21 protein-coding genes are annotated in these 26,520 nt (G+C 42.9%); 4 read left to right on the top strand and 17 right to left on the bottom strand.

The window, feature by feature from the left end; all coding sequences use genetic code 11:
• Window positions 1-8 precede the first annotated feature (8 nt).
• From add to LU279_RS05360, 8 genes are all read right to left on the bottom strand, one after another.
• Window positions 9-935, bottom strand: coding sequence for an adenosine deaminase (gene add / locus LU279_RS05325; RefSeq protein ID WP_274421501.1), 927 nt, complete (start codon window positions 933-935; stop codon window positions 9-11).
• A gap of 330 nt (window positions 936-1,265) precedes the next feature.
• The gene (gene mmsB / locus LU279_RS05330) at window positions 1,266-2,438 is read right to left on the bottom strand and encodes a multiple monosaccharide ABC transporter permease (protein ID WP_022067230.1); all 1,173 of its coding nucleotides are present in this window, start codon (window positions 2,436-2,438) and stop codon (window positions 1,266-1,268) included.
• 3 nt (window positions 2,439-2,441) lie between these two features.
• Complete coding sequence (gene mmsA / locus LU279_RS05335; protein ID WP_274421502.1) at window positions 2,442-3,980, bottom strand: multiple monosaccharide ABC transporter ATP-binding protein; 1,539 nt, start codon at window positions 3,978-3,980, stop codon at window positions 2,442-2,444.
• Between the two features lie 66 nt (window positions 3,981-4,046).
• Entirely contained in the window at window positions 4,047-5,120 is a 1,074-nt protein-coding gene (chvE, locus tag LU279_RS05340) for a multiple monosaccharide ABC transporter substrate-binding protein (protein WP_022067232.1), read from the bottom strand.
• Window positions 5,121-5,277: 157 nt separating this feature from the next.
• Window positions 5,278-6,348 carry a substrate-binding domain-containing protein gene (locus tag LU279_RS05345; protein WP_022067233.1) on the bottom strand — a complete coding sequence of 357 codons (1,071 nt, stop codon included), beginning with the start codon at window positions 6,346-6,348 and terminating at the stop codon, window positions 5,278-5,280.
• 3 nt (window positions 6,349-6,351) lie between these two features.
• Window positions 6,352-7,941: a response regulator gene (locus tag LU279_RS05350; protein ID WP_022067234.1), complete on the bottom strand. Its 1,590-nt coding sequence runs from the start codon at window positions 7,939-7,941 to the stop codon at window positions 6,352-6,354.
• Complete coding sequence (locus LU279_RS05355) at window positions 7,942-9,444, bottom strand: sensor histidine kinase (protein WP_274421503.1); 1,503 nt, start codon at window positions 9,442-9,444, stop codon at window positions 7,942-7,944. It abuts the gene before it with no gap.
• Window positions 9,441-10,472 (bottom strand): sugar ABC transporter substrate-binding protein, encoded by a 1,032-nt coding sequence (locus LU279_RS05360; protein WP_274421504.1) that lies wholly within the window; start codon window positions 10,470-10,472, stop codon window positions 9,441-9,443. Before LU279_RS05360 ends, LU279_RS05355 begins: the two co-directional genes overlap by 4 nt.
• A 334-nt stretch (window positions 10,473-10,806) precedes the next feature.
• Here LU279_RS05360 and LU279_RS05365 point away from each other — a divergent pair, with 334 nt between their 5' ends.
• The gene (locus LU279_RS05365) at window positions 10,807-12,066 is read left to right on the top strand and encodes a D-alanyl-D-alanine carboxypeptidase family protein (RefSeq protein ID WP_274421505.1); all 1,260 of its coding nucleotides are present in this window, start codon (window positions 10,807-10,809) and stop codon (window positions 12,064-12,066) included.
• Here LU279_RS05365 and LU279_RS05370 read toward each other — a convergent pair.
• The 3 genes from LU279_RS05370 to LU279_RS05380 all read right to left on the bottom strand — a co-directional run bounded on the left by LU279_RS05370 (window position 12,060) and on the right by LU279_RS05380 (window position 15,660).
• Window positions 12,060-13,004, bottom strand: coding sequence for a 3'-5' exonuclease (locus LU279_RS05370; RefSeq protein WP_274421506.1), 945 nt, complete (start codon window positions 13,002-13,004; stop codon window positions 12,060-12,062). The genes LU279_RS05365 and LU279_RS05370 overlap by 7 nt on opposite strands.
• A gap of 39 nt (window positions 13,005-13,043) precedes the next feature.
• Window positions 13,044-13,994 carry a nucleoside hydrolase gene (locus LU279_RS05375; protein ID WP_274421507.1) on the bottom strand — a complete coding sequence of 317 codons (951 nt, stop codon included), beginning with the start codon at window positions 13,992-13,994 and terminating at the stop codon, window positions 13,044-13,046.
• A gap of 187 nt (window positions 13,995-14,181) precedes the next feature.
• Window positions 14,182-15,660 carry a S1C family serine protease gene (locus tag LU279_RS05380; RefSeq protein WP_274421508.1) on the bottom strand — a complete coding sequence of 493 codons (1,479 nt, stop codon included), beginning with the start codon at window positions 15,658-15,660 and terminating at the stop codon, window positions 14,182-14,184.
• A gap of 439 nt (window positions 15,661-16,099) precedes the next feature.
• On the opposite strand from LU279_RS05380, the gene LU279_RS05385 reads away from it, so the two are divergent.
• Window positions 16,100-16,486, top strand: a complete 387-nt coding sequence (locus tag LU279_RS05385) for a 4Fe-4S dicluster domain-containing protein (protein ID WP_022067241.1) — start codon at window positions 16,100-16,102, stop codon at window positions 16,484-16,486.
• A gap of 71 nt (window positions 16,487-16,557) precedes the next feature.
• Here LU279_RS05385 and LU279_RS05390 read toward each other — a convergent pair whose 3' ends face one another.
• Window positions 16,558-19,857 (bottom strand): YhgE/Pip domain-containing protein, encoded by a 3,300-nt coding sequence (locus LU279_RS05390; RefSeq protein WP_274421509.1) that lies wholly within the window; start codon window positions 19,855-19,857, stop codon window positions 16,558-16,560.
• A 357-nt stretch (window positions 19,858-20,214) separates the two neighbouring features.
• Here LU279_RS05390 and LU279_RS05395 point away from each other — a divergent pair, with 357 nt between their 5' ends.
• Window positions 20,215-20,796: a TetR-like C-terminal domain-containing protein gene (locus LU279_RS05395; protein ID WP_274421511.1), complete on the top strand. Its 582-nt coding sequence runs from the start codon at window positions 20,215-20,217 to the stop codon at window positions 20,794-20,796.
• A gap of 150 nt (window positions 20,797-20,946) precedes the next feature.
• On the opposite strand, the gene LU279_RS05400 is transcribed toward LU279_RS05395, so the two are convergent.
• The gene (locus LU279_RS05400) at window positions 20,947-21,594 is read right to left on the bottom strand and encodes an L-rhamnose mutarotase (RefSeq protein ID WP_274421512.1); all 648 of its coding nucleotides are present in this window, start codon (window positions 21,592-21,594) and stop codon (window positions 20,947-20,949) included.
• A 287-nt stretch (window positions 21,595-21,881) separates the two neighbouring features.
• Here LU279_RS05400 and LU279_RS05405 point away from each other — a divergent pair, with 287 nt between their 5' ends.
• Window positions 21,882-22,538 (top strand): Crp/Fnr family transcriptional regulator, encoded by a 657-nt coding sequence (locus LU279_RS05405; protein ID WP_274421513.1) that lies wholly within the window; start codon window positions 21,882-21,884, stop codon window positions 22,536-22,538.
• Window positions 22,539-22,613: 75 nt separating this feature from the next.
• On the opposite strand, the gene trxA is transcribed toward LU279_RS05405, so the two are convergent.
• From trxA to LU279_RS05425, 4 genes are all read right to left on the bottom strand, one after another.
• Window positions 22,614-22,922: a thioredoxin gene (gene trxA, locus LU279_RS05410; protein WP_274421514.1), complete on the bottom strand. Its 309-nt coding sequence runs from the start codon at window positions 22,920-22,922 to the stop codon at window positions 22,614-22,616.
• 203 nt (window positions 22,923-23,125) lie between these two features.
• Window positions 23,126-24,271 (bottom strand): ABC transporter permease, encoded by a 1,146-nt coding sequence (locus LU279_RS05415; protein ID WP_274421515.1) that lies wholly within the window; start codon window positions 24,269-24,271, stop codon window positions 23,126-23,128.
• Window positions 24,258-25,379: an ABC transporter permease gene (locus LU279_RS05420; protein ID WP_274421516.1), complete on the bottom strand. Its 1,122-nt coding sequence runs from the start codon at window positions 25,377-25,379 to the stop codon at window positions 24,258-24,260. Before LU279_RS05420 ends, LU279_RS05415 begins: the two co-directional genes overlap by 14 nt.
• A gap of 11 nt (window positions 25,380-25,390) precedes the next feature.
• Window positions 25,391-26,320: an ABC transporter ATP-binding protein gene (locus LU279_RS05425; protein WP_334305583.1), complete on the bottom strand. Its 930-nt coding sequence runs from the start codon at window positions 26,318-26,320 to the stop codon at window positions 25,391-25,393.
• Window positions 26,321-26,520 lie beyond the last annotated feature (200 nt).

Below are 26,520 nucleotides of genomic sequence, written 5' to 3' on the forward strand. Positions count from 1 at the left end.
CTAAAAAATCAGAATCTGGACTTTTCTGCATTTTCTTTTAATCTGCTGATCTCTTCTTCTGTCAGACCCAGCTGAGTTCCGGCAATCTCATATTCCCTTTCCAGAGTGGTTCCGGAAACAGTCGTGTTATCTGTATTTAAGGTTACGCACAAGCCTTCCTCCAGCATTTTCTTTAATGGATATTCCCCTTTTACCGCCTTTGTCTGGAAATTACTGGTAGGGCATACTTCAAGAGGAATCTGGTTTTTTCTGAGATAAGCCACTAATTCTTTATCTTCCAGGCATCGCACTCCATGACCGATCCGTTTTGCTCCGAATTTTAATGCTGCCCATATACTTTCCGGACCGGCTGCCTCTCCTGCATGAATTGTAAATGGTATTCCCTCTTTTTTTGCCTCTTTGAAGATTTTTTCAAAAGAGGAGGTTGGAAAAAGTGCCTCTGCACCTGCCAGATCTGCTGCCACAACGCCTTTTCCCAGATATTTTGCCGCAATATGTATCGTTTCCAGGTTCTCCTGTTCATTATTATCTTTTCTCATGCAGCACAAAATAACTCTTGACTGGAAATCATCATCGCAGAGCAATCCTTTCAGGACTGCTTTTACCACCTGCTCCTGGGTCAGACCTTTTTGAGTATGAAGCTGCGGCGCAAAACGGATTTCCACATATTTCAGCCCCTGTTCCTTCATCTGACTGCATACGTCCCGGGCTGCATCTGTCAGTCCCTCCTCTGTCTGCATTACAGAACAGGGCAGATCAAACTTTTCCAGATATTCATTTAGATCCTGACAGTCAGCCGGCGCTGTCATATATTTCACCAATTCATTTTCTTCCCAGGCAGGAAGCTCTATCCCCTGCTTTTTCGCCTGCCTGATCACATAAGCCGGGGTAAGAGATCCATCCAGATGAAGATGAAGATCAATTCCGTTTTTCATAGTCATACCTCCTCTGATTATAAAATATTCTATCGGAATCTTCAGCTCAGTAAATTCAATGCTTATGGATTCCTTTCAATTAGAAAACGGCAGACACCACTCAACTAAGATGTGGTACTGCCGCCTCTATTTCATCAAAATGCTGCAGCATCTTGATGCATGGTATTTACCCTATAAATCTCTACTGGAAAAGCTGATCTTAAATGCGACATAATCTTTTAGCTATTATACACCATTTTTTCAGATATAGCGACAATTATGTTTAAAAGAAAGCATATCGATTTAAGAAGGTTTTCCGATTTTTACGAAACCAGTTGTTATTCCATTGACTTATTTTACAATAAAGGATTTTCTCTTACTTACTACATCAAAGATAACTGCTGCCAGAAGTACAAGACCTTTTACCACCTTCTGCATGTTCTGGTCAACACCCATGATACTCATACCAAGGTTCAGAACACCCATCAGAAGAGCGCCAATGATAACGCCTGGAACGGTTCCTGTTCCGCCGTATGCGGAAGCACCGCCGATAAAGCAGGCGCCGATCGCATCCATCTCAAAGCTTGTTCCTGCTGTAGGGTTGGCAGAATTCAGTCGGGCTGTTGTGACCATACCTGCCACTGCTGCCAGAAATCCCATGTTCAGATAAGCCAGGAAATAAACTCTGTTTGTATTGATACCGGAAAGCTTTGTTGCTTTCTCGTTGCCGCCTACTGCATAGAAATAACGGCCTACTGTAGTCTTGGAAGCAATATAAGTATAAACTGCGATTACAACAGCGATCCATACCAGAGAGTTCGGAATACCTTTGTACTGTGCCAGACGGAACATAAATGCCAGAACTGCCGCACAGATTACGATCATTTTAATCAGCACACCGCCAAAGGGTTCTACGCGATAACCTTTTTTAGTTCTGGAAGCTCGTCCCTTCAGTACCATAAACACATAAAGGACACAGACAACCACACCTACAAGGAAGCAGGTCATGTTAAAGCCTTCCATTCCGAAGAAATCCGGAATATAGTTGTTAAAAAGTGCAAGGAAATTATCCGGCATCGGAGCCAGAGTCATACCTTCCAGTACAACATTGGAAAGTCCACGGAATACCAACATTCCCGCAAGTGTTACAATAAACGGTGGTATTCGAACGTAAGCGATCCAGAATCCCTGCCATGCTCCGATAAGAAGTCCTACCAGAAGCATAACTATAATTGACAGATACGGGTTCATTTCATTTGTCACCATCATTTTTCCGCCTACGGCGCCAACGAAGCAGACAATAGAACCTACAGACAGGTCAATGTTTCCTCCTGTCAGAATACAGAACAGCATACCTGTTGCAAGAATAAATACATATGCGTTCTGTACGATCAGGTTATTGACATTCTGGGGCAGGAGCATTTTTCCTCCGGTATTCACTGTAAACAAAATGATTACCAGTGCCAGCACAATAACCATTGTATATTTTTTCAATACTTCAGAAAATCTGATCTTATTTTCCATGGCTTATTCTCCTTTGCTTGATTTCAGAATACGTGACATGATGCCTTCCTGGGTAGCTTCCTGTCCGCTGACCTCTCCCACGATCTTTCCTTCATTCATGATATAGATCCTGTCGGACATACCAAGAACCTCAGGAAGCTCAGAGGAGATCATAATTACAGATTTTCCTGCTGCAACCAGGTCGTTAATAATACAGTAAATCTCATATTTTGCACCTACATCAATGCCGCGGGTGGGCTCGTCAAGAATCAGGATATCCGGTTCGGTAAACATCCATTTTGCCAGAAGGACCTTCTGCTGGTTTCCACCGCTCAGATTTCCTACATTCTGTTCTACGGTCGGACATTTGGTTTTCAGCTTCTCCCTGTATTCGTCTGCCACCGCATATTCTTTGTCGTTATCAAGAACACCGCAGTTGCTTACATTCTTCAGATTGGCAAGGGTCGTGTTGATCTTGATCGGACTGGAAAGAATCAGGCCATTGCCTTTTCTGTCCTCAGTCACATAGGCAAGCTTATGTTTAATCGCATCTGTGACTGTATTCATTTTAACTTCTTTGCCGTCAATAAATACCTGTCCGCTGATTCCCGTACCGTAGCTTTTGCCAAAAATACTCATGGCAAGCTCCGTACGTCCGGCGCCCATCAGTCCGGAGATTCCTACTACTTCACCTTTATGTACCTTGAAAGAAGCATTGTCTACTACCTTTCTTTCAGAATAAAGCGGGTGGTGAACCGTCCAGTTCTTGACCTCCATGGACACATCCCCGATTTTTACATGGGGACGTTTCGGGAAACGGTCTGTCAGCTCACGGCCTACCATACCCTGAATGATACGGTTTTCTGAAATATCGTCTGTTTTTTTGTCCAGCGTTTCGATTGTGGAACCGTCACGGATAACTGTGATCTTATCTGCCACATAAGAAATTTCATTCAGTTTATGAGAAATGATAATGGAAGTCATACCCTCTTTTTTGAATTTCAGAAGCAGCTCCAGAAGCGCTTTTGAGTCATCCTCATTCAGAGAAGCTGTCGGTTCATCCAGAATCAGAAGCTTTGCATGTTTTGCAAGAGCTTTTGCAATTTCCACAAGCTGCTGTTTTCCAACACCTATATCCTTGATCAAAGTACGGGAAGATTCTTCCAGTCCTACTGTTTTCAAATATTCATCTGCTTCTCCGTAAGTTTCATTCCAGTTAATGGAGAATGCAGAACCTTTTTCGTTTCCAAGATACATATTTTCCCCGATTGTCATATAGGGGATCAATGCCAGTTCCTGATGAATAATAACTATCCCTTTTTCTTCACTGTCCTTAATATTTGTAAATCTGCAGATCTCACCATTGTAAATAATATCTCCCTCATAGGAGCCATAAGGATAAATTCCGCTGAGAACGTTCATCAAAGTTGATTTTCCTGCGCCGTTCTCTCCTACCAGCGCATGGATCTCGCCCTCTTCTACCTTCAGATTTACATTATCCAGTGCTTTTACACCCGGGAAAGTCTTGGTAATATTTTTCATTTCCAGAAGTATTTTCGCCAATGATATCCCTCCCTAAATTTGAAATGATAAGGGGGCGGAGTCCGCCCCCTTATGAATCATCATGTTTTATTTGATCTGGTCCTCTGTATAGTAACCGGAATCAATAAGAATTTCTTTGTAGTTGTCAGCTGTTACAACAGTTGGCTCGCAGAGGTATGTGGGAATGACGCCTGTTCCGTTGTCATAACTTTCTGTATCATTTACTTCTGCTTCCTCGCCGTTAAGAATGGACTCAACCATTTTTACAACCTGATCTGCCAGCATACGTGTGTCTTTGAAAATATCCATAGACTGTTTTCCTGCTACAAGGTTTTTAACGTTTGCCATATCGCAGTCCTGGCCTGTGATAACCGGGTATTCTCCTGTGTAGGAAGCTGCCAGAGAGTTCTGTACGCCAAGGGATGTGGAGTCATTGGAGCAGAGAACTGCATCAAGATTTGTTCCATCTGTGTAGTTGCCTGCAATGATAGTATCCATTCTGTCCTGAGCTTTAGCAGAATCCCATGCCTGAGTTGCACATTTCTCAAATTCTGTCTGTCCGGATTTTACTACAAGAACACCTTCATCAATGTATGGCTGAAGCACGTCCATTGCGCCGCTGAAGAAGAATTTTGCATTGTTGTCATCCGGCGCGCCTGCAACCAGCTCAATGTTAAACGGACCTTTTTCCTCTTTCAGATTCAGAGTTTCTTCGATATACTCGCCCTGTTTCTGTCCTACCATATAGTTATCAAAGGTTGCATAGTAGGAAACTGCATCAGATTCCATCAGAAGACGGTCATATGCGATAACCGGGATGCCGGCCTCTTTTGCCTGGCTTAACGGCTCTCCCAGAGAGCTTCCGTCAATAGATGCAATAACAAGAATATCGCAGCCGTTGGAAATCATATTTTCAACCTGAGATACCTGAGTAGCAACTTCATTGGAAGCATACTGAAGGTCTACTTCGTAACCGGCATCTTCCAGAGATTTTTTCATGTTTTCGCCGTCCTGGTTCCATCTCTGAAGATCCTTTGTAGGCATTGCAACGCCAACCATTTTTTTGTCATCAGCCTTTACTTCTGTCTGCATTCCCGGAACTGCCACAAATCCGGCGGCCATAACTACTGTCAGAAGACCTGCAAGAACTTTTCTCTTCATAATGAATTCCTCCATTTTCTTTTAATTATTTTTTCGTTCCTTTTGATGAATTTACTATAACACGAACCTGTCTGGAGTTAGTTGGCAAGCTTCTGCACTTTTTTTCAAAAAGAAAAATGTCCTGTATTATACAAGACATTTTTGCAACAAAAAAATGCTATTCTTTTTTGTCCCGGGTCTGCATCACATTCAGGTATACGTCGTCTTCGCTATGCACTCCTCCGTCTATGATCACCTGATCCAGGTTTTCTCTGGAAACCGCAACAGTTTCCAGCAGACAGCAGGGCACATCATAAGAGCCGTCATTCATAGTCTGTCCGTCAAGCTCCAGCTTCTCCCCTCTTGCCAGTTTCACTGCCATCTCAGCCGCCATTTCCGCAAGACTTTCTACAGACTTGTAAACTGTCATTGTCTGCGTTCCCTCTGCAATTCTCTGACAGGCTGCAAGATCTCCGTCCTGTCCTACTACAACAATATTTCCTGCTTTTCTTGTTTCCGCCAGAGTATTTACCACATGACTTGCAATATCGTCATTTCCGCACATGATTCCGCTGACTTCCGGAAATTTTTCCAGTCCTTTATTCAGAGCGTCTATTGCCTGCTCTGCCAGCCAGCCTTCACAGTTTGCTTTATACACCACTTTCAGATTGCTGTTTTTCAGTCCTTCTTCAAATCCTTCACGTACCAGCTTTACGTTATTGTCCTCTTCAGGTCCCTGGATCATAAAAATATTTCCGCCGTCAGGAATCTCCCGGGTCAGCGCCTTCGCCATATATTCCCCGACTTTTTTATTATCAAAAGAGATATAAAGATCAGAATCTGCATTCTGGATCAGTCGATCATAAGAGATGACAGGAATACCTGCGCTTTTCACCTCCTGTACCACCTCGGACAGAGCCATACAGTCTGTTGCCACCACAACAAGAACGTCCACCTGTTTTTTGATCAGATACCGGATCTGATCTATCTGTTCCTCTACGTCCCCGTTGGCATTCTGCACATTTACCTCGGCGCCAAGTTTGTCTGCCGCCGCCACAAAGGCGTCCCTGTCCCTGAGCCACCGCTCAATAACAAAAGAGTCAAAGCTCAGACCAATCTTAATATTTTTCTGTTCCTCCTCTGTAACCGGCTCTGTATACTTCTGCGTTTCCTGTGTCTTTTTTCCGCAGCCTGCAAAAAGCCCAGCCACAAGCAACACGGTCAGAAAAAGTGTCAAAACTCTCTTCATCTGTTATCCCAGCCTTTCTCTGTATTCACTTGGAGTTACCCCTTCATACTTTTTAAAAATCCTGCTGAAATAATTGGGATCCCCATACCCGGACATAATGCACACCTCTTTAATGGAATAATGAGAATCCTGCAAAAGCATTTCTGCATTTTTCATTCGTATTTTTGTGAGATATTCGATAAAATTCTCACCTGTTTCCTGCTTAAAAAGTTTACTGAAATAATAAGGACTGATATCCACGATCTTGGAAACCTCGTCCAGCGTCAGCTCCTTCTGAAAATTTTCCCGGATGTAGGCCTTTGCCTTTTCCATGACAGATTCCGACTGCCTCTCCCTGTTTTCCTCCACGCTTCTGCTGATATCCCTTGTCTGCTCCCAGAACCATTTTTTCATCAGCTGCCTGTCCGTACAGTTTCTCAGCTCCTGGATATAATGTTTTTTCTTCCTGCTCCTCATTCTTCCTGAAGCAAAAGCCTTTTGTTCCAGCTTTATCAGAAGTTCCAGAGCTCTGATCTGCATCTCTTCCATGGAACCACCGCAGTGACTGTCCATCCATTCAAAGATTTTGTCCACACATTCTGAAGTCCCTGCAATATCTCTTTTCATGGCGTTTCTTAAATACCTGGATTCCAGTTCTTCCGGATAATCCTCTTCGTCCTCCCGCCCTGTGGGAATGTCATTGACATGAACTACATGACTGTCCGCCTCACGGAGAGCCTGAAGAGCCTCTGAATATGATTCTCTCAGATTGTCCTCTTCCTTGATCCGTCCGATTCCGGCCCGGAATCTGCTGTCTGTCCTTGTTTCCAGCTTATACACCATATTTCTGGTTTTTGTGAGTATATGTACCCGCTCGTCATAGTCTATGGAATTTTTTTCATAAGGAACCAGAAGAACCACTCTGTTTCCCATAACAGGACCTACCAGACAGTGAAAAAACTCCTTTGCGATCTCCCGAAGCTGAGGATAAAATTTTTCTGCCCGCACGCTGATCCCCACAGCGTTGGTAAGAACTCCATTTTCCTCACTGTCTCCAAACTCCAGAACGATCATAAATCCATACTTTTCTTCGATCACAAGAAACTGCCTGTAGTTGTCATTATAATTATGAAAGGTGTCTGCAAGCAGAATATTGTACAGATATCCGCTTTCCAGTATGGGAATCACTGTTTCCAGCTTTTCTCTTATCTTCAGATCATCACTTCTCTTCTGCCTTGCCTCATCCACTTTACGCATGGCTTTCATGCACACGTCTATGACAACTCTTTTGTTTACCGGCTTGGTAAGATATTCCAGAACACCCAGATTAATAGCTTCTTTTGCATAGCTGAATTTATCATAAGCAGAAATAACAATAAAAATAGTGTTCTGATTGTACTTCTGTATTTCCTTAATAGCCTGGATCCCATTGATGCCCGGCATCTGAATATCCATAAACGCAATGTCCGGCCGAAAACTTTCCGCCAGTTCTACTACCGCTCTTCCTGTTTTTGCCGTGGCAATTTCACATTCATCCCCAAAATTTGATGTAATGATATTTTTTAGCGCCTCCAGCATGATTCCTTCATCATCTGCCAGCATAATTCTGTACATTTATTTCTGCCCTCCTGTTTTTGGAAGTTTCAAAATCACTTCTGTCCCTTTGTTTTCTCCTTCGCTGTGGATCTCCACCAGATTTTTCTGATTGTAATAAAGCTCCAGCCGGCTGATCACGTTATTCATTCCCACGCCTGTGGAGTCAGACTGTTCTTCTCCGTCTCCTGCGTGTCCGCTCAGCACTTCCTGGATTCGCTCCTGACTCATGCCTTTTCCATTGTCCATGATCCGTATAAAAATCCTGTCCTCTTTTCCCACGATTTCCAGATGGATCCTGCCTTCCCAGTCAATATTCCGGATTCCATGGTTCACTGCATTTTCCACAAGAGGCTGAAGGATCATGCTGGGTACTCTGCAGTCCATGATATCTTCATCCGCCTGTCTGGTAAAATGGATTTCTCCTGCAAAGCGAACGTTAAGAATATAAATATAATTTTCAACCGCTACCAGCTCTTCTTCCAGACTGGCATCCTCCAGACCTTTTTTTACATTATATCTGAAAAAATCCGCCATCTTTTCCACAAAAATGCAGGTTTTTTCCGCATCCTCCAACATGGCAAGCTGAGCTCCCGCATTCAGCGAATTAAACAGAAAGTGAGGATTGATCTGAGACTGCAGATATTTAAGCTGGGCCTCTTTCAGATGATTTTTCATCAGAAGCTCCCTTTCCATCATCTGCTGTTCCTTTTCCATACTTCTGGTTGTACGGATAATATATTCCTCCAGGCTCTCCACCATGGTATTAAAAGCTCTTGTCACAATTCCCACCTCGTCCAGAGAATCTGTCGGAGGCATCTTTACATTAAAATTTCCCTGACCTACCAGATTTGCCGTTTCTGCAAGATTTGTCAGAGGCTCTATCATTCCCTTGGTAATGCCAAACAGCATCAAAATCCCGATCCCCATCATAACTGTCATCAGCACAAGACTGGATATTTCCAGGTATTCCAGCGCATCTCTCAAGGTCTGGTAGCTGGCTGAATTGTTTCTGAACTGCTGACTGTTCAGCTCATCAATATAAGTATTGATATAGCTGTAAAGATTCTGGGAACTGTCATAAAGTTCTTTGTATTTTTCTACGTTTCTTCCCCTTTTGGCAGACACCGCCTCCTCTGCCAGAGCCAGATAAGACTCTGACATTCTGCGTATATTCCGCTCCAGAAGCATGGTGGGATTTGATGAGATCTGACTTCCCAGCTTTTCCAAAAGATTCCTGTAGGTCTGCTCGCTTCTGTAATAGCTTTCCAGAGAGTCCGATGTTTTTACACTCAAATACCCATACAGGGACTCCTGAACATTTGAAAGCGAATCTGACAGTTCTGTAAGATCCACATTACTGGAATATACTGTATCCATTCTCCGGATCGTCTTATTGACCTGGCTGTAAAGGATAATGTTGATCCCCAGCATCAGAAGCATAATACTTACCACTGCCAGAAGTACCTTTCTGCCAAGAGGAATATCCTTCCATCTTTTCCTCTTTGTACCTTCTCTGCTCAATTTTGTTCCTCCATGTTTTCTGCCCGGGAAATCTCCGGAAGTTCATTTCTTGTTACAAACTCCGGTTCCACATTGTAATAGGAATTAACTCTGCCCTCCTGTCTGTACTCCCAGAGAGCCTCTATACAGTCCTTTCCCATTTTTTCTGTATCCAGTGTACAGGTTACGGGAATCAGCCCCTTGTCAACAGCTTCCCGGATTGTATCCGAAACATAGTAACCGATAATTTTTACTTCTCCTACCATATTAAAATCAATCATTGCCTGATAGGCACATTCGGTTGTTACCTCGTCCATGCATACCAGGATCTCCGGCGGTCCTTCCGGAGACTGAAAAATCGTCCGTATGGCTTCTTCTATATCAAACTTGTTTTCCGGCATAAGATTCTGCGCCTGAATCTTAATATTTTTTCCATTCTTCCGTTCCATAACTACATTATTAATCTGACTGTAGATCTGACCTTTTTCAAAGTCCCCTTTTTCGCTGTCCAGAAGAATCAGAGCTGTTTCTGTATTTTCATCCATAAGCGCAGCTACCTGTTCGCCATATGCCTGTCCCATCTGATAGTCATTGACGCCTACAAAACTCTGGCGCTTACTGTCCGGAGCGTCATTCATAATAGTGATCACAGGAATTCCCGCTGCTTCTGCCTTATCAATTTCTTTTTTCAGAGCCTCTTCCCCGTTAAATTCCAGAATGATCCCGTCTACGCCTGCGGCAATACTGATCTCCATGTAATCAATCTCATTATATCCGGTTCCCATGTCACTTGCGTGAAATTCCAGATATGCATTATGGTTTTCTGCCGCTTTCTTTGCGCTTGCGTAAACAGCCTGCCAGAATTCATTTTTTCCGCTTCCGACGATCATTTCGTACTGGCTTTCGTAGACCCGGCTTTCTTCCGCCTCCTCCAGGCCGCTTTTTTTCCAGACACTTTTATAGAAATTATTTGTAAAAAATACAAAAAATCCCACTATAAAAATACCGAGCAGGATCAAAATCGTTTCTCTGTTTCCCGTCTTTTTCATGGTTCCTCCATTTTGTCATAAATAAATCAGGTATAAATCCACAATTTATCAAAATTATATACTTCTTTTCAGATATTTTAAACTTCTTTTTTGACTAATCTGTGTCCTCTTTTTGATATCTCAGGATTTTGACAATATAATTCTGGGCATATCGCAAAGCAATAATCTGTCAGTTACTGTTTATATAATATTTTGATCCGGTTGCTGTGAATGAAGCGGACAGTTATCTGACTTCCAAGATATGGCTACAATCTCAGATGTAAGTATGGTATACTATAGGGGATAAAATGCAAAGAATAATACTTAATATCGAACAATCAGAAAGGTTCTGAACATGAAAAACAGAAAAATAAAACATATCAGAAAAATACTCTGCGGATTTCTGTGTACTGTAATTGCTGTTTCTCCCACAGTTTCCGTTTCCGCAGCAGAATATGATGAGTACGGGGCTCCCATTGTAACTGCCACTCCTACTCCGATTCCTCACACAGAATATTATGAACAGGCTCCTGATACGGACAATATTGAAGGCTGGCCTCAGGGACCAAAAATCGAAGGAGAATCTGCCATTCTGGTAGATATGGTAACAGGCGCAGTCCTCTATTCCAAAAATGCAGACAAAGTTCAGTACCCTGCCAGTATCACAAAGATCATGACCTCGCTTCTGGCAGCGGAACATCTGAATATGAAAGATAAGATCGTAATGTCACAGTCCGCAGCCTATGGGATCACCATCAGCGACAGCTCCAGCATTTATGCGGATACCGGAGAAGAATTTACCACAGAACAGGCCATGATGGCTGTCATGCTTCAGTCAGCCAATGAAATGACTCTTGCCCTTGCGGAAGAAACCTCCGGATCTGTAAAAAAATTTGTAGAGCTGATGAATCTCAAAGCAAAGCAGCTCGGATGTACCGGTACTCATTTTAATAATCCAAACGGACTGCCGGATGAGCTTCATTATACAACCGCCTCCGATATGGCAAAAATTGCCCGGGCAGCCTGGTATAATCCCACTTTCCGGAAATATGCCACCACAACCTATTATGAGATTCCGCCTACTAACAAATTTGCTGAAACACGGTATCTTCTGAACCATCACAAAATGATGAAAGGCAACACCTATGCCTATGAAGGTGTGATGGGAGGCAAAACCGGATACACTGACGCTGCGGGCAATACTCTTGTCACATACGCAAAAAGAGGAAATATGCGTCTTGTTTCCGTTGTAATGAAATCCATTAACGGAGCCTACGCAGATACCGCCGCACTTCTGGATTATGGTTTTAATAACTTTACCAGAACAGCTGTAAAAACTGAACCGGCAACCATGTCCGTATCTTATCTTCCTGCAGAAAAATATATCCTGAAGGACTACAGCGACTGTATCCTGTGCCGCCGATATCAGGTTCCGTCTGTAACACTTCCCAATGGAACAGATATCAGCGCGCTGAATTCCAGCCGAAGCCTGCGCAAAAATTCCGTGGGACTTCCGATTCTGGAAATCACCTACAGTTTTAACGGCCAGAAAACAGGCTGTGCAAAATATTATTTTGAAACTCTGTTATCTGACCGGCTTATTTCATCTCACTGATTCTTTATTCTGCGTTTTTTGCGGAGGGAGTCCCGTTTCTCACGGAGTTCCTCCGCTTTTTCTTCACTTACCCGCTTCAGAGTTTTTACTGCATAAAACATACCGTCATCGGTTTTCCTGATGCGGACCTTTCCCTTTATACTTCCATGCTTCTGGCATACGGAAATACTTTCATATATTCTGGAATTATTAATAAACCATCTCAGTTTCCTTTTTGCAGGAAGATGGCATACCGGACACCGGGTACTGGAAACCTCCCGGTCCTTTATGATCTTTTCCCGATCCGAAAACTGTCTGGAAATATATTTGTCATAGGAAGGATAAGAAATATAAATTTCCTGCTTTTTATTTTTTGGCGCCTGATACGCATCAACAGAATAATAGGGCAGAATTTCCGACATATCCAGCCTGCCAAAAACCTCAGCCGTATATTCTGCATCCTCCAAAGCTCTGTGAAATCCCTTTTCCTTACTGATTCCCAGAGTGTCCACTGCATATTCCAGACTTCTGCGCAATTTCATATTTTCGTGAAACCAGCTGAAAAGCTTCTGTATATCATAATAATTCACCGGGCCCGGAAGAAGCTCCAGTAGATCATAATATCTCAGATTCCTCTGAAGTTCAGTCAGATCCTGCATTCCCCAGGTGCAGAACATAAAATCCTCTCCGCACCAGTCCAGAAAATCCCGAATCGCCTGAGGAAAAGGAACTCCATTCATAAGATCTTTGTAATCCACATGCACTACGCTGCGGATACTGTCATGGATCCACTTATACACCTCCGGTTTGATCAGAGTCTGAAACTCTCCGGTTTTTTCTCTTTTTTCATTAAGCCTGACTGCCCCGATCTCTATGATCTCAAAGGGCATCCGCTCATTTGAGCTTCTTTTTCCCTCCGGACTCTGGTTCCACTCCAGATCAAAAATTATATAATTCATTTATTTGCTTCCTTTATTTTATTTACGGAATATCATGCTTCAACGCTGTCCCAACTCATACAGGGAGGTGATCAGGATCTCCCGGAACCTGTCTTTATCCGCCTCAGTCAGCACAAAAACATTTGAATCCTCTTCCTCATGCTGCCACCAGCGGAATCCCCCCAGTACAGCGCCCCGGGCGCTTCCCTCTGAACAGTCTGCTGTCAGGAGTTTCCGGCTTCCCTTAAATATCTCCGGATAAAGAAGATACATGACAGGAACAGCATCATGTACGCTGATCTCTCCCCGGTATTTTTCTGATGTGTTTTCCAGAGAATACCCCAGCATATCTCCGCATAACTTTGCGATCCTGTTTCCTGACTGACATAGCTTCAGAATCTGATTTCTCGACAGGGTACACTGCTCCGTCACATCCAGACCGCACATAACAAGAGGTACTCCCTCATGAAGAACCATATATGCAGCCTCGGGATCTGCAAAAAAGTTAAATTCTGCCGCGTCTGTAACATTGCCCCCGGACAGGGAACCTCCCATAAAAACAATTTCCTGTATTTTTTCTTTTACTTCCGGAAAAATTCTAAGAAGGAGGGCAATATTAGTCAGAGGACCTGTGGCAACGATCGTTGCCTGTTCTCCTTCCGGGAGCTCTTCCAGAATTCTGCGGATAAAAAATATTCCCTTTTCCGGCTCCGGCGTTTTTCCCGAACACGGAAGAACACAGTTCCCAATCCCGCTTTCTCCATGGGTTTCCGGCGCAAAATACGGTTTTCGCATTACAGGCTTTTCCATTCCTTCTGCCACCGGAACTGACAGTCCGAAAAATGCTGCCAGATCCACTGCATTTGCCGTTACTTTTTTTATATCCTGATTTCCGCTTACCGTTGTAATTCCCAGAATATCCAGCTCTTCTCTGTGAGCTGCTGCCAGGGCAAGCATAACTGCATCGTCCACTCCGGGATCACAATCAAGGATCACTTTTCTTTTTTTCATATTCTGTCACCGTTTTCCACATATATTCATTTGTGGGAACCTGTTTTTCCACATTTTCCCGAAATCTCTGTGTTTAAGTATAACAGACCTGACCTGCTGTTTCAATACAGCACAAAAAAGACCGACTAATCCTGTCGGCCTTTTCTGTACTTATATATTTTTATAATGGAAAGACTGTATCTGTCATTTACCAGAGGTCACCAAAAAACTCATTATAAGTTTCTTCATCCTCTGCGCTGTTTCCAAACTCATCCAGGATGCTTTCTTCCTGTGACGGCTCCTGAGCTACTGTATCAGAAACCTCAGGGTCCTCGGAGGCTCCCTCATCAAGAGTAACGGTTACTTTCTTTTCTTCATAGCCTCCATTTCCAAGAACCTGAAGTGTTACTTCAATCTCTTCGCCCGGCTCGTAATACTGAAGCATATCAACCAGAGCTTCAATGCTGCGGACTCTCTTACCGTCAAACTCTGTAATAATATTCTTCTCCTCAATTCCTGCCTTGTCAGCTGCTCCATCCTTTGCTACTTCTGCAACCAGAACACCTTCCGGAATATCATAAACAACAGATGCTTCTTCACTTACTGAGCTTCCTGTAATGGAAAGAGCGCCGTGTTTCTCCACCTTATCTCTCGGTGTTTCATTCATCAGATTCTCAAGAATGTCTGATACATCAGTAATAGCAATGGCATATCCCATGCCCTCAACTTCAGTGGAAGCAAGCTTTGCAGAGTTGATTCCCACAACCTCACCGTTCATATTCAGGAGCGCGCCGCCGCTGTTTCCCGGGTTGATCGCTGCATCTGTCTGAATCAGGTTTACACCGTCTGAATCTTCTTCTGACAGTCCGGAATCATCCAGTTTACGGTTTTTTGCGCTGACAATACCTGTTGTTACAGACTGTCCGTATCCAAGAGCATTACCGATAGCAATTACCTGCTCTCCTACTCTCAGGTCATCAGAACTTCCCACTGTGGCAACCTCGATCTGCTTCATGGTATCCTTTGAGATATCAGAAAGAGCAACGGAAACTACTGCAAGATCTTTATCTGCGTCATAACCATTTACAACAGCTTCATAAACCTCTCCGTCAATGCAGGTAACAGATACCGTATCTGCACCCTGGATTACATGGAAGTTTGTTGCGATCAGAAGGGACTCGTCATTTTTTCCCACAATGATACCGGAACCGCTTCCCTCAACTTCCTGCTCCTGAGTAGTAAAGCCTCCGAAACCAAAGTCACCGATATATGTCTGTACTTCCTGCACAGATTTGGTGTCAATGGCAACTACGGATTTCATTGCCTTTGCTGCAATATCAGATACGTCCAGACTTCCTTTTACTCTTTCCTCAGAGGCTTCTTTTGTATCTTTTTTGTCTTTGGTCTCCTCAGATTTTTCATCATCCTTCTCATCTGATTTCTTCTTTGTTTTCAGAAGCTCTGTTTTATTTTCATTCCTGTCAGACGCCTGCACAACATTGCTAAAATCCCAGCCGCTGACAGCGCTGATGCCTTCAAATGCAAGACCTCCTGCCAGAACAGCGCAGAGAGCAATTCCTGCACCCTTTTTAAAATTCATTTTTTTCTTATCCTTTTTGTTATCCTGATCATCATTATTATTTATATTATTAAAATTGTCATTCATATTATTGTTCATATTCTCCATAATAATTTCCTCCTGATAATATTCTGTTTTTTGATGTTCTGAGTATAAAAAAAATTTGTGTTTACTTTGTGGGAAAAATGTGATGAATCTGTTAAATATCCCTTTCTGTTATCATACTCTATTTTTCAGACTAACACCAGACATTCTATATAAAAATATCCAAATTATTACCGGTCGCTTCATTTACAGTAACCTGGTCAAAATATATTTCTGCTCCACCTCCAATCATGATATTTTGCCCTGTATGTATGTGGATTTTAACCAGAATATACCTAAACGCCTCGCTCAATCTTATCGTTACACCACCATCCTCGGATTTCTTCTTTGTGAAAAAAACTACAAAACAAATTGTCCCTGTACAGAAAGAATGATATAATGTAATAAGCTGAACACAGCAGATGATGAGTATGGTAAAAAGAACAAAAGCGGAGGTAATGTAATGAAAAAACTGACAGTAAAAAAAGGCGCCACCTGTATGGCATGTCTGGAATGTGTAGAGGCCTGTTCAAATGCTTATTACAAGGAATCTAATGTATTCAAATCCTGCATCCAGATTGTAGAGCGCAAGGGAGAGCCAAAGCCAATGGCATGTCCTCAGTGCGGAAAATGTGCGGAAGTCTGTGAAGCAGGCGCAATCACCCAGAATGCAAAAGGCGTATACATGGTAAACAAAAAACTGTGTACCGGCTGTGGAAAATGCGTGGAAGCTTGTCCTTTCGGCCTGATGGTAAAAGCTGAGGACAAACCAACCGCATCCAAATGTACAGCCTGCGGTATCTGTGTAAAAGCCTGTCCAATGGAAATCCTTGAAATTGTTGAGAAATAATACATAATTACTATAAAAAACGCTGCAGCCCGGAATCCTCTGTAGATCCTGAGCTGCAGCGTTTTTCTTTTTTATGCTACTCCATGAGCCTCCAGCCAGTCATAAAGAACCGTCTTTCCACTCTTTCTGGCATGTGCCATATGATTAAACTGTAAAATTGTCAGCGCTGTAAATATAATTGCCAGCACAATCAGTACAACAACTGCTGTTCCTATACTTTCGCCCCCTGCAATCGTGCTTCGGAAAGCATTTACTGTATAGGTAAAAGGCAGATAATTATGAATCTTTGACACAAAGGAAGGTGAAATCTCTACCGGATAAGTTCCTGCTGAACCTGCCAGCTGAACTACCATAAAGATCAGCATCAGGAAACTTCCTACCTTTCCAAAAGTAATGTTAAAGAAGTACATAATAGAAGTAAAGGCCACAGATGTCAGACAGGAGAAGAGAACTGTCTTCATCATTTCTGCCGGCGTAAATCCGTCTATCAGGTGAAGCAGGACAATCAGAAGGATTCCCTGAAGTATCGCTACCGGATAAAGAACAGACGCCTTACTTGCCCACCATGCAAAGCCTGATTTTAATTTTCCTTTGTATTCTGTCAGAGGATACATCAGACAGAAGGCAAGGCAACCTACCCAAAGACCTACAGACATCATGTAAGGAGCCATAGCGTGTCCGTTATTCTCCACAGTTGTCATCTGAGTTTCTTTCTCTTTGACCGGTGTGGCAAACATACTTATCATATCATCGTTTGCTTTTGTTTCTTTTACCTGTTTTGCTCCGTCGCTGAGACTTGTCTGCAGGGTTTCCGAACCGTCGCTTAATTTTTTGATTCCGCTTCCCAGTTCCTTTGATCCGTCATAAAGCTTGGAAGAACCGTCCTGAATCTGTCCTGCACCGTCTGCAAGCTGGGCTGCTCCACTGTTCAGTTTACTGTTATTGGAAACCAGTTTACTGGTTCCGGCTTTCAGAGTTTTTGTTCCATCTGCAAGCTGCGCCGCTCCGGCTGCAAGAGTACCGGCTCCTGATGCAAGCTGCTGAGTTCCTGAAGTAAGAGCGTCATTATTTCCTGCCAGTGTTCTGACTCCGGCAGTGTAGGTTTTAATTCCCTGGCTTAATATGCCTACTCCCGCTGCAAGATCTTTTCCTCCGGCTGTCAGCTTACTGATTCCTCCTGTTACCGTACTGCCTGCAGCTTTCAGATCTTTGGCTCCTGCTGTCAGCGCTTTATCATTAGCTGTCAGCTGTGCAAATCCTTCATTCAGAGCTTTTACACCGGCTGCTGCCTTCGGGAAATCCTTTGTTCCTTCTTCCAGTGTACCAAGAGCTGAAGAAACAGCTCCAACACCCTGATTTACTTTCTGAGAGCCTGCATAAAGCTGGCCTACCGCTCCGGTCACCTGATTAATCGGATCCGATGGAATCTCTGGAATATTTTCTACTCCGGCTCCCATTTTTTCAGCCCCGGCTGCCATCTGAGCTGCGCCCGCTTTCATTTCTCCTGATTTTGCACCAAGAGTTTCCGCTCCTTTTTTCAGTCCTTCAGCTGCCTGATTCAACTGTCCCGCAGTTCCATTCAAAGTTTCCTGCATGCCTGCCAGCTGTCCGGCAGCTGCATCTGAAATCTGCTGTGCCTGTGCAGTATAAGCAGAAGCGTCCATGTTTTCCACATTATTCTGTACTGCATCTACTCCGGATACACCGGAAGCAGAATTGCCAAGCATTCCGATCACAGCATTCAGACTTGCTGCAGAAACCATTCCGTTTTCATCCGCTGAACCCTGAATTCCCTGAATGGCTGCCTGGGCGCCTGCCATAGATGCCTGCATACCTGATATCTGCTGGTTTGCCGCCTCAATCTGTCCGTTTGCAGAAGCGATCTGGGCATTTGCCGCATCTACCTGGGCTCTTGCCGCATCCAGTTTTCCATTTGCATCCTGGGCACACTGATTTACAATTCCTGTCACTCCGTTTACTGCATCTGCCACAGGTTTTGATGCGTTCTGTACCTGTGATGCCACTGCAGAAATCCCCTGTCCGGCCTGGGTGATCACACCGGCTGCATTTTTCATTCCCTCTGCAGCCTGCGTCATTCCGGAAGAGGCAGCGGTCATTCCTTTTCCCGCGCTTTCCATTCCGCCTTTTGCTTCATTTAAACCGGCTGTCAGCTTTTTGATGTTTTCTGCTGTCAGACTGCCGCCAAGCTCTTTCAGCTGCCCGTACAGCTCCCCTAAACCGGCTTCCAACTGCTGAGTTCCTGCTTTCAGAGAACCATCTCCTTTGGAAACAGAACTGTTCAGCTGAGAAATACCTGAAGATACCTGACCGATTCCCTGCAGCGGTGAAAGCTGTTTTGCTCCGGCTGCCAGCTGATCTGCTCCGGCAACATACTGTGTCACTCCATCTGCAAGAGTATTGGCTCCGCTTACATACTGGGTAGTTCCATCCTTTAAGGTATCAAGACCTTTTTTCAGAGTTTCTGCACCTTCCTGAAGATCTGTTGTTCCGGCTGTCAGCTGTGCAGAATTTGCATCAAGTTTTGCAACGCCGTCTGTATAATCCTTAACGCCCTGATTCAGTTTATTTACACCGGCTGTCAGTTCAGGAACCTTTGCTGTCAAAGTTCCCACTCCATCATTCAGCTGTGCGGCTCCGTCGTCTACCTGCGCTACACCGTCCGTGTATTCTTTCAGACCTTCTGTCAGAGTATTTGCTCCATCCTTAAAGGTAAGCGTGCTGTCCGCCAGTTTTTTCAGATTATCTGTAATAGTTTTATTTCCATCAGAAGCATCTCCAAGTCCGTTCTTCAGTTCCTTTGAACCGTCGGCAGCCTCCTGCATACCGTCTCCAACTTCTGTGATCTGGTCAAAAACTGTCTGAGTATAGGTTTCTGTTACCTGAGAAGCTACCTCATCACGAATTTTTACAATAGCGCTCTCACTCATTTTGGAAGCAATGTAATTGGTACCCGGATTTGTTTCATATTTCAGTTCCATTTTCTTGGGCTTCTCATCCATCAGAGTAGAAGCATTCTCAGAAAAGTCTTCCGGAATGGTAATTACCATATAATATGTACCGTTTCTCAGTCCCTGCTCCGCATCTTTACTGTCCACAAAATGAAAGTCAAGGGAATCATTATCCCTCAGGGCGTCTTCCATATCACTGCCCACACTTAAAGTCTTTCCCTCATATTCCACTGATCTGTCATTGTTGACTACTGCTACAGGAAGGTTATCCAGACTTCCATATGGATCCCACATGGATTTCAGGAACAATCCTGCGTAAATGACCGGGATTATGATAATAGCCATAACAACAACTACCAACATTTTGTTCTTCAGCAGATTCTTCCACTCGTTTTTGATCATAGTCATTCCCTTTCTTTCATGATATATTTTATATAGAAAATACTTTATTTAAAAGAATCAGATACACTTCGATGCACAGCGTTTATCTGGTTCTGTTAATCACATTATATTCTGTTAATCAATTTCTGTTCTACTAATAGTTAAAATTCTATTAATCATTTTCAACTCTATTAATAAACAATGTGTTGCTTTTCTTTACAAAACGTATTATACTAAAACTGAAAAAAAATACAAGCGACAAAAAAAGAGCTTAATATTTACTAATAGACATTTTTTTCTATTTTGTCTACTAAACATAAAATTCGACATTTCTACCAAAATAATGCCTTTTTTTGCAAAAAGATTGGAGGTTTTTTCATGGCTGAAAAAGTTGACCGAAGAGTCAGAAAAACAAAGATGCAGCTCAGGCAGGGACTTGCCCGCCTGATGCAGAAAAAAAGTATTAAGGAAATCACCGTTAAGGAACTGGTAGATGAAGTGGATATTAATCGTTCCACCTTTTATCTGCATTATACAGACATCTACCAGATGCTTGAAAAAATCGAGGAAGAAGCAATGGTGGATATCCGGGAAGCCATGGAAGGCTGCCCTACAGACTGCACAGAACGGGAAAAAATCATTCCTTTCCTTGCCCGCTTTTTTTCCATTCTGGACAGCAACCGCGATCTGTCCCTTGCCCTTCTGGGACCTAACGGGGACATGGATTTTGTAGAAAGAATTGAGACACTGATCGCCAGCAAGTTCCTCAAGCCAAGCAGCTTTGCAATTAATGACAGCGAGATCCGCTATGCCTATGCTTTTTGTCTCAGCGGCTGCATCGGCATGATCAAAACCTGGCTGTCAAAGACAGAACACGAATCCCCGGAAACCATGGCAGAACTTACCTATCACCTGATCGACAACACCACCCAGGAATATCTTAAGGATTATGTCCGGTAAGCTAACCTGTGTTCATGATTCCTGTATACAAAAACCTTCGGAACAGACTCCGAAGGTTTTTGTATATCATTTTATTTTTTTATACAGTTATGTCTGTCTTCCACAGTAATTTTCTGCTGCCGGGCTCAATAATAAGCCATACAATTCTGCTCAGTTATGCCATGCCAGACGTTTGACATCTGCATGAACATCTCCTGTCATCCAGTCCACATCATTTGTAATCCAATCCATGATCTCCAGCTGACGCATTTCCCAGGCAACCGTTGCCTCTCTTGAAACAATTGTTTCCTCTGTTTCCATAGTCATGTCAATTTCGTCATAGCCAAAAATATATCCTCCGGCACTCCAGATACTGAAATTGCTGTCCGGACCGGGATCTACGGCATCTCCCCGTTCTGCAACCAGCCTGTCGTGACGTGCTTTATATTCTTCTTCGCATCCGTCTTTCAGCCTGGTCATAAATACTCTGTGACGAATCAACTCTTTATTTTCTCTCACAATACCAAAATTATGATACATCAGTCTCATGTCCTGTCCGGGCGTGGAAATCCAGTCAAAAGTATCCTGAATTTTCTCTGAAAGAGCCTTAATTTCTGCCTTTTCCTCTTCTCCTGTACTTTTGTGATCCTGATTTTCATAATATCCAAAAATCAAATCTTCCGCATTCCAGATACTGAAATTTCTAATTTCATTTCTATCCAGAAACTGGGTAAGTTCCAACCAGATTTCACCAAGTTTTTTCCTGTATGCATTCATCTGCCCCTTCTTTATTTTCATTGCAAACCCATGTCTTTCCATAGCAATTTCCTCCATATAAGCCACCTGATAACTGATTATAAGCTGTTTATTGGAAACTATACATTAACTTGAATTTTATCACATGCCTTTTAAAGTTTCCAGATATTTGACAGATTTTAAACGTTTCTATATACTTAAATCATTGTTTATTTCCTTTGTAATAATAAAATAGCCACATTTTATTCCATATTATTTCTGGCAATAGAATTTTGTTTTCACTTGCAGTAATCTTAAAACTTTGTCCTGGCAGTAATCACACTGCCTGCCCGTAAAAGGAGGCATAAAATATGGATTTTTCCACATATTTTCCCGTATGGGATAAGCTGACACCCACCCATCAGGAAACAATTTCCCAGACAGCTTTTCGCCGTTCTGTTTCTAAAGGAACCATCCTGCACAACGGATCTGTAAGCTGTCTTGGAATGCTGCTGATCCTTTCCGGACAGCTTCGGTCATATATCGTATCTGACGAAGGAAGAGAAATCACCCTCTATCGTCTTTTTGAAAGGGATGTATGTATTTTTTCCGCATCCTGCGTTATGCAAAATATCCAGTTTGAGGTTATCATTGAAGCCGAAAAAGACAGTGAAATACTGGTTCTTCCACCCCATATATACAAAGCTCTGATGGAAGAATCCGCTCCAATGGCAAACTTCTCCAATCAGATCATGGCAAGCCATTTTTCTGAGGTAATGTGGCTGATCGAACAGATCATGTGGAAAAGCTTTGACAAAAGGCTTGCCGCTTTTCTTGTTGAAGAAAGTCTTCTGGAAAACACTGATATCTTAAAGATCACCCACGAAAAAATAGCAAATCATCTTGGCACTGCCAGGGAAGTAGTCACAAGAATGCTCCGGTATTTTCAGAATGAAAATCTGGTCAGACTGTCCCGGGGAACAATCGAGATCACGGACAAAAAAGGACTGGAAAAACTTTCGGAATAAATACATATTAAATAAAAACAGGGAACTCCTTTTCCAACCTGAAGGAACTCCCTGTTTTGTACTTTTTATTACATTTTACTGAACCATGTCCAGGATTTCTTCTTTTGGCTTCACACCCATAGACCGATTCTGGATCTGACCGTTTTTGATAACAACCAGTGTCGGGATTGTCATTACCTGAAATTCTGATGCCAGCTCCTGCTGCTCATCCACATTTACCTTGCAAACCTTAATATTGTCGTTTTCTTCTGCAATTTCATCCACTACCGGTGAAAGCATTCTGCAAGGTCCGCACCATCCTGCCCAAAAGTCCAGCAGAACCGTTTTTTCACTGTTCATTACTTCTTCCTGAAAATTATTTTTTGTAATATTTAAAACTGACATATGATCCTCCTCCTGCCCGGTGCTCCGTTTCCTGCCTCCCGGACATCATGTATTTTTATTTATCATTTCCATTTTTACAGGATTTATTTCCATGTACTGCTTCTCATCACACTTCTGTACCAGATTTATTTCTGTACTTTTTTCCTCCTGTTTATGTATGTATCATACACGAAGATTCCATGCCAGTCTGTGACTAAATCACCTTACTTCCCTGTACTTCTGTATTTTTCCACCACCAGAGTCAGACACACAAACACCACTCCAAATACAAGCTGAATACCAATCGCCTGAAATATCTGTGTTTTTTCGCTGCCGGTCAGTACAGTAAACCTTCCCAGAATTTCATTTGCGGTTTCATACCAGTATACAGGAAGAAACTGACTGACATTTTTTACTCCTGTGGAAATATAGTCCAGGGGAACAAACACTCCGCAGAGGAAGCACATTCCCAGGGAAATAATGTTCATGGTTCCTGTGAGCGCATCCTTATTTGTTACAAGGCTTCCTGCAAAATAAGCAATAGAAAGAGCCACAAAAAACAAAGCCGCTGTATTTATAATAAGATATCCCCAATTCTCGTTTGCACACAGCTCTTTTCCATACCAGATCAATGCCACCAGAATGATCAGTACAAACAGCGCTGTGCTGGACACGATCATACACAGGATCCCTTCCAGTGCCTGCCGTCTGGACGAAACCGGAGATGCCAGCAATCTGTGTTTCAGACCTTTTTTGCGAAAAACAAGCAGCACATTTCCTATCACGAATCCCAGCAGGGCCAACGCCAGATATGGAACATACCGAAAATAATAAATATACTGAGGTGTTTCTATGGCTCCTGATGACCTGTCAAGCTCCACTCTCACCGATATGTCCTTTACGAGAGCATCTGCCATTTCCTTCTCTGTAAATCCTGCTGCCTGAAAGGTTCTTGCATTGTTCAGAAAGCTGTTGATCTGCTGATCCACATAAATGCCGGAATAGGTATCCGGGACAGCTGTAACCGGAAGCTTTTCTCCACTTACAATGCATTTCCGGTAAAAATTTTCCGGAATTCTTACAATGTACTCCACATCACGGTAAAAAAGCTTTTCCTGCATAGCAGAAATATCATTTTCCAGTGGTATCACTTCATGAAAGTTATCCAGATATGCTCTCAGCGCCAGAGCAAGCGTTCCTCCGTCTTCATCTGCAATTCCTATCTTCAAAGACTCTGCCTGAAAACTTTTCTCTGTTTTTCCTGCCGCTGACTGCATCAGAAGTGTACAGGCAAAAAATATCGCCACATACATAAGTATCAGCCATCTGCTCTGTCTGATCACTTTCATATATCCTTTAAATACTGTCATAGCGAACCCTCCTGACTACAAAAAATGAACCGGCTGTCAGTATCCCGGCCATGATCAGAAGCGTAATAAGATTCGTCTTCATTCTTACCGGATCGTCATAAACATTAATGCAATAAAATGCATCTGTGATCAGAGCTGCCGGGTTCAGTTTATTTATGATCGGCACATTCTGGTCTACTATAAATTTAATTTTGCAGTTTATTAATCCTGCAAGAGTACTTCCTGTCATGGAAATACCAAGCATGATCGCTACTTTCATGTTTTCGCTTAACTTTGACGCGCTGGATACAAAAATTCCCATACTGACACCAACAATACACCCAACCAGAGAAATCAGGAGCATCTGCGCCATACTTCCCTGAAATTCCATACGAAGAACATATCTCAGATAAAGCAGAAGAATCACTACGTTCAGAAAATGGATAAAAAACGAACTCAACATTTCTGTAAGAATCATAGTCATTCTGTGTACAGGCGCCACACACTGCCTTGCCGCCAGGTCTGTTACATTTGCCTGAAGCCAGAATGCGGAACCCATTCCCACAAAGCATCCATAAAGACAGGCCATGCCCACCAGCGCATAGAAAAATACAGAATTGCTATTTGTACTTTTTCCTCCAAAAGATACATTTTCTACAATTTCCTGATAATCAGACATGGCTGCCACTGCCTGATCCATATTTTCCAGGTGGACCGCCGCCACGGTTTCCAGTGTATTCTTTCCGTTCAGGTAGCTTTCCAGAAGGCTCTGCATAACACTTTGCGCCATTCCGTTTTTTGCAACCTGCAGATAAGGAGTGTCTGCTGCGAAAAAAATCCCGTCCAGCTGTCTATCCTTCAGTTTTTTCTTTGCCTCCGCTTCCGTCATGGTATCCACATGGATAAGAGTTCCACCTTTTTCAATTTCTTCAAGATACTTAGAAAAAACGGAACTGCCTGCGCTTTCCTCTACATATCCTGCCTGAACAGTCTCAAAATCAGCCTCTGACATATTTCCGAACCCAAAGTAAAACAGGGTTCCCATAATAAGAGGAAAAATACAGGGCCAGAATATAATGTTAAAATTCCTTATTTTACGGATAATACTGTATTTAATCAACTGAGCCATAAATTTCCCTCCTAATCCCGAAGTTCCTTTCCCGTAATTTCCAGAAATACATCATTAAGAGTGGGAAGTTCTGAGTAAACTCTTCCAAAACTGATCTCCTGGTCTTCCAGATATCTCAGGATCCTCACAAGATTATGTTTTGCCTCTGTACACTGAATCCTGAGAATATCATTTTCATAATCCACCTGAAATACATGAGCCAGTTCCCGAATCTGTACAAGCTGCTCTTCTTTCAGCACAACAGCCTCTACCGTCACCTTTTCCCCTGTTTTTATCATTCCTGTCAGCTGTTCCCTGGTTCCTGCTGCAATACTCCTTCCATGATCCATAATTGCTATTCTTGTACAGATCTGCTCCACCTCTTCCATATAATGAGAAGTATAAATGATAGTGGAACCCTGTCTGTTCAGCTCCTGGATCCCTTCCAGAATCCGATTCCTGCTCTGAGGATCCACAGCAACTGTTGGTTCATCGAGAATGATAAGCCGTGGTTTATGTGCGATTCCACAGGCAATATTCAAACGTCTCAGAAGCCCTCCGGAAAGTTTTTTGGGGCGGATTTTCCTGTAATCCCCAAGCCCCACAAAGTCAATTGCTTCCTCCACAAGCTGTTTCCTTTTTTTCCTGTCGTTTATATACAGACCGCAGAAATAGTCAATATTTTCATACACAGTAAACTCATCAAAGACCGCCACATTCTGCTGTACAATACCAATCTGCCTTTTTGCCTCATAATTATCAGGCTCCATCTCCTTACCAAAAATCCGGATGCTTCCCTTATCATATTTTAAGAGAGCAAGCAAACAGTTAATTGCTGTTGTTTTCCCCGAACCGTTTGGTCCCAGCAGCCCAAAGATCTCACCCTCCCGTATATCCAGATTCAGATGATCCAAAGCCACCAGAGAACCATATCTTTTTACAAGATTTTCTATATGTACAATTCCTTCTTTTTCATAATCTGTTCCGCCCATCTTTTTCCCTCCCGGTAAAGTTTTATTTTCTGTTTCATGTCTGTAAAGGAGCAAATATCCAATTCTTCACAGACAACTCTGGCATATACATACACCCAAAATATTCAAGCTTCTATATGAGCTCTGCAAAAGCGTAATGAAACGCCCTGTTTATTTTCAATTTCCATACC

Source organism: Blautia sp. XA-2221, assembly GCF_028767025.1.
Taxonomy (GTDB): domain Bacteria; phylum Bacillota; class Clostridia; order Lachnospirales; family Lachnospiraceae; genus Blautia_A.

Bases quoted from the DNA above. Each gene is read 5' to 3' on its own strand.
- add (WP_274421501.1), bottom strand. From the start codon at position 935: ATGAAAAACGGAATTGATCTTCATCTTCATCTGGATGGATCTCTTACC.
- mmsB (WP_022067230.1), bottom strand. From the start codon at position 2,438: ATGGAAAATAAGATCAGATTTTCTGAAGTATTGAAAAAATATACAATG.
- chvE (WP_022067232.1), bottom strand. From the start codon at position 5,120: ATGAAGAGAAAAGTTCTTGCAGGTCTTCTGACAGTAGTTATGGCCGCC.
- LU279_RS05345 (WP_022067233.1), bottom strand. From the start codon at position 6,348: ATGAAGAGAGTTTTGACACTTTTTCTGACCGTGTTGCTTGTGGCTGGG.
- LU279_RS05350 (WP_022067234.1), bottom strand. From the start codon at position 7,941: ATGTACAGAATTATGCTGGCAGATGATGAAGGAATCATGCTGGAGGCG.
- LU279_RS05360 (WP_274421504.1), bottom strand. From the start codon at position 10,472: ATGAAAAAGACGGGAAACAGAGAAACGATTTTGATCCTGCTCGGTATT.
- LU279_RS05365 (WP_274421505.1), top strand. From the start codon at position 10,807: ATGAAAAACAGAAAAATAAAACATATCAGAAAAATACTCTGCGGATTT.
- LU279_RS05370 (WP_274421506.1), bottom strand. From the start codon at position 13,004: ATGAATTATATAATTTTTGATCTGGAGTGGAACCAGAGTCCGGAGGGA.
- LU279_RS05375 (WP_274421507.1), bottom strand. From the start codon at position 13,994: ATGAAAAAAAGAAAAGTGATCCTTGATTGTGATCCCGGAGTGGACGAT.
- LU279_RS05380 (WP_274421508.1), bottom strand. From the start codon at position 15,660: ATGGAGAATATGAACAATAATATGAATGACAATTTTAATAATATAAAT.
- LU279_RS05385 (WP_022067241.1), top strand. From the start codon at position 16,100: ATGAAAAAACTGACAGTAAAAAAAGGCGCCACCTGTATGGCATGTCTG.
- LU279_RS05390 (WP_274421509.1), bottom strand. From the start codon at position 19,857: ATGATCAAAAACGAGTGGAAGAATCTGCTGAAGAACAAAATGTTGGTA.
- LU279_RS05395 (WP_274421511.1), top strand. From the start codon at position 20,215: ATGGCTGAAAAAGTTGACCGAAGAGTCAGAAAAACAAAGATGCAGCTC.
- LU279_RS05400 (WP_274421512.1), bottom strand. From the start codon at position 21,594: ATGGAAAGACATGGGTTTGCAATGAAAATAAAGAAGGGGCAGATGAAT.
- LU279_RS05405 (WP_274421513.1), top strand. From the start codon at position 21,882: ATGGATTTTTCCACATATTTTCCCGTATGGGATAAGCTGACACCCACC.
- trxA (WP_274421514.1), bottom strand. From the start codon at position 22,922: ATGTCAGTTTTAAATATTACAAAAAATAATTTTCAGGAAGAAGTAATG.
- LU279_RS05415 (WP_274421515.1), bottom strand. From the start codon at position 24,271: ATGACAGTATTTAAAGGATATATGAAAGTGATCAGACAGAGCAGATGG.
- LU279_RS05420 (WP_274421516.1), bottom strand. From the start codon at position 25,379: ATGGCTCAGTTGATTAAATACAGTATTATCCGTAAAATAAGGAATTTT.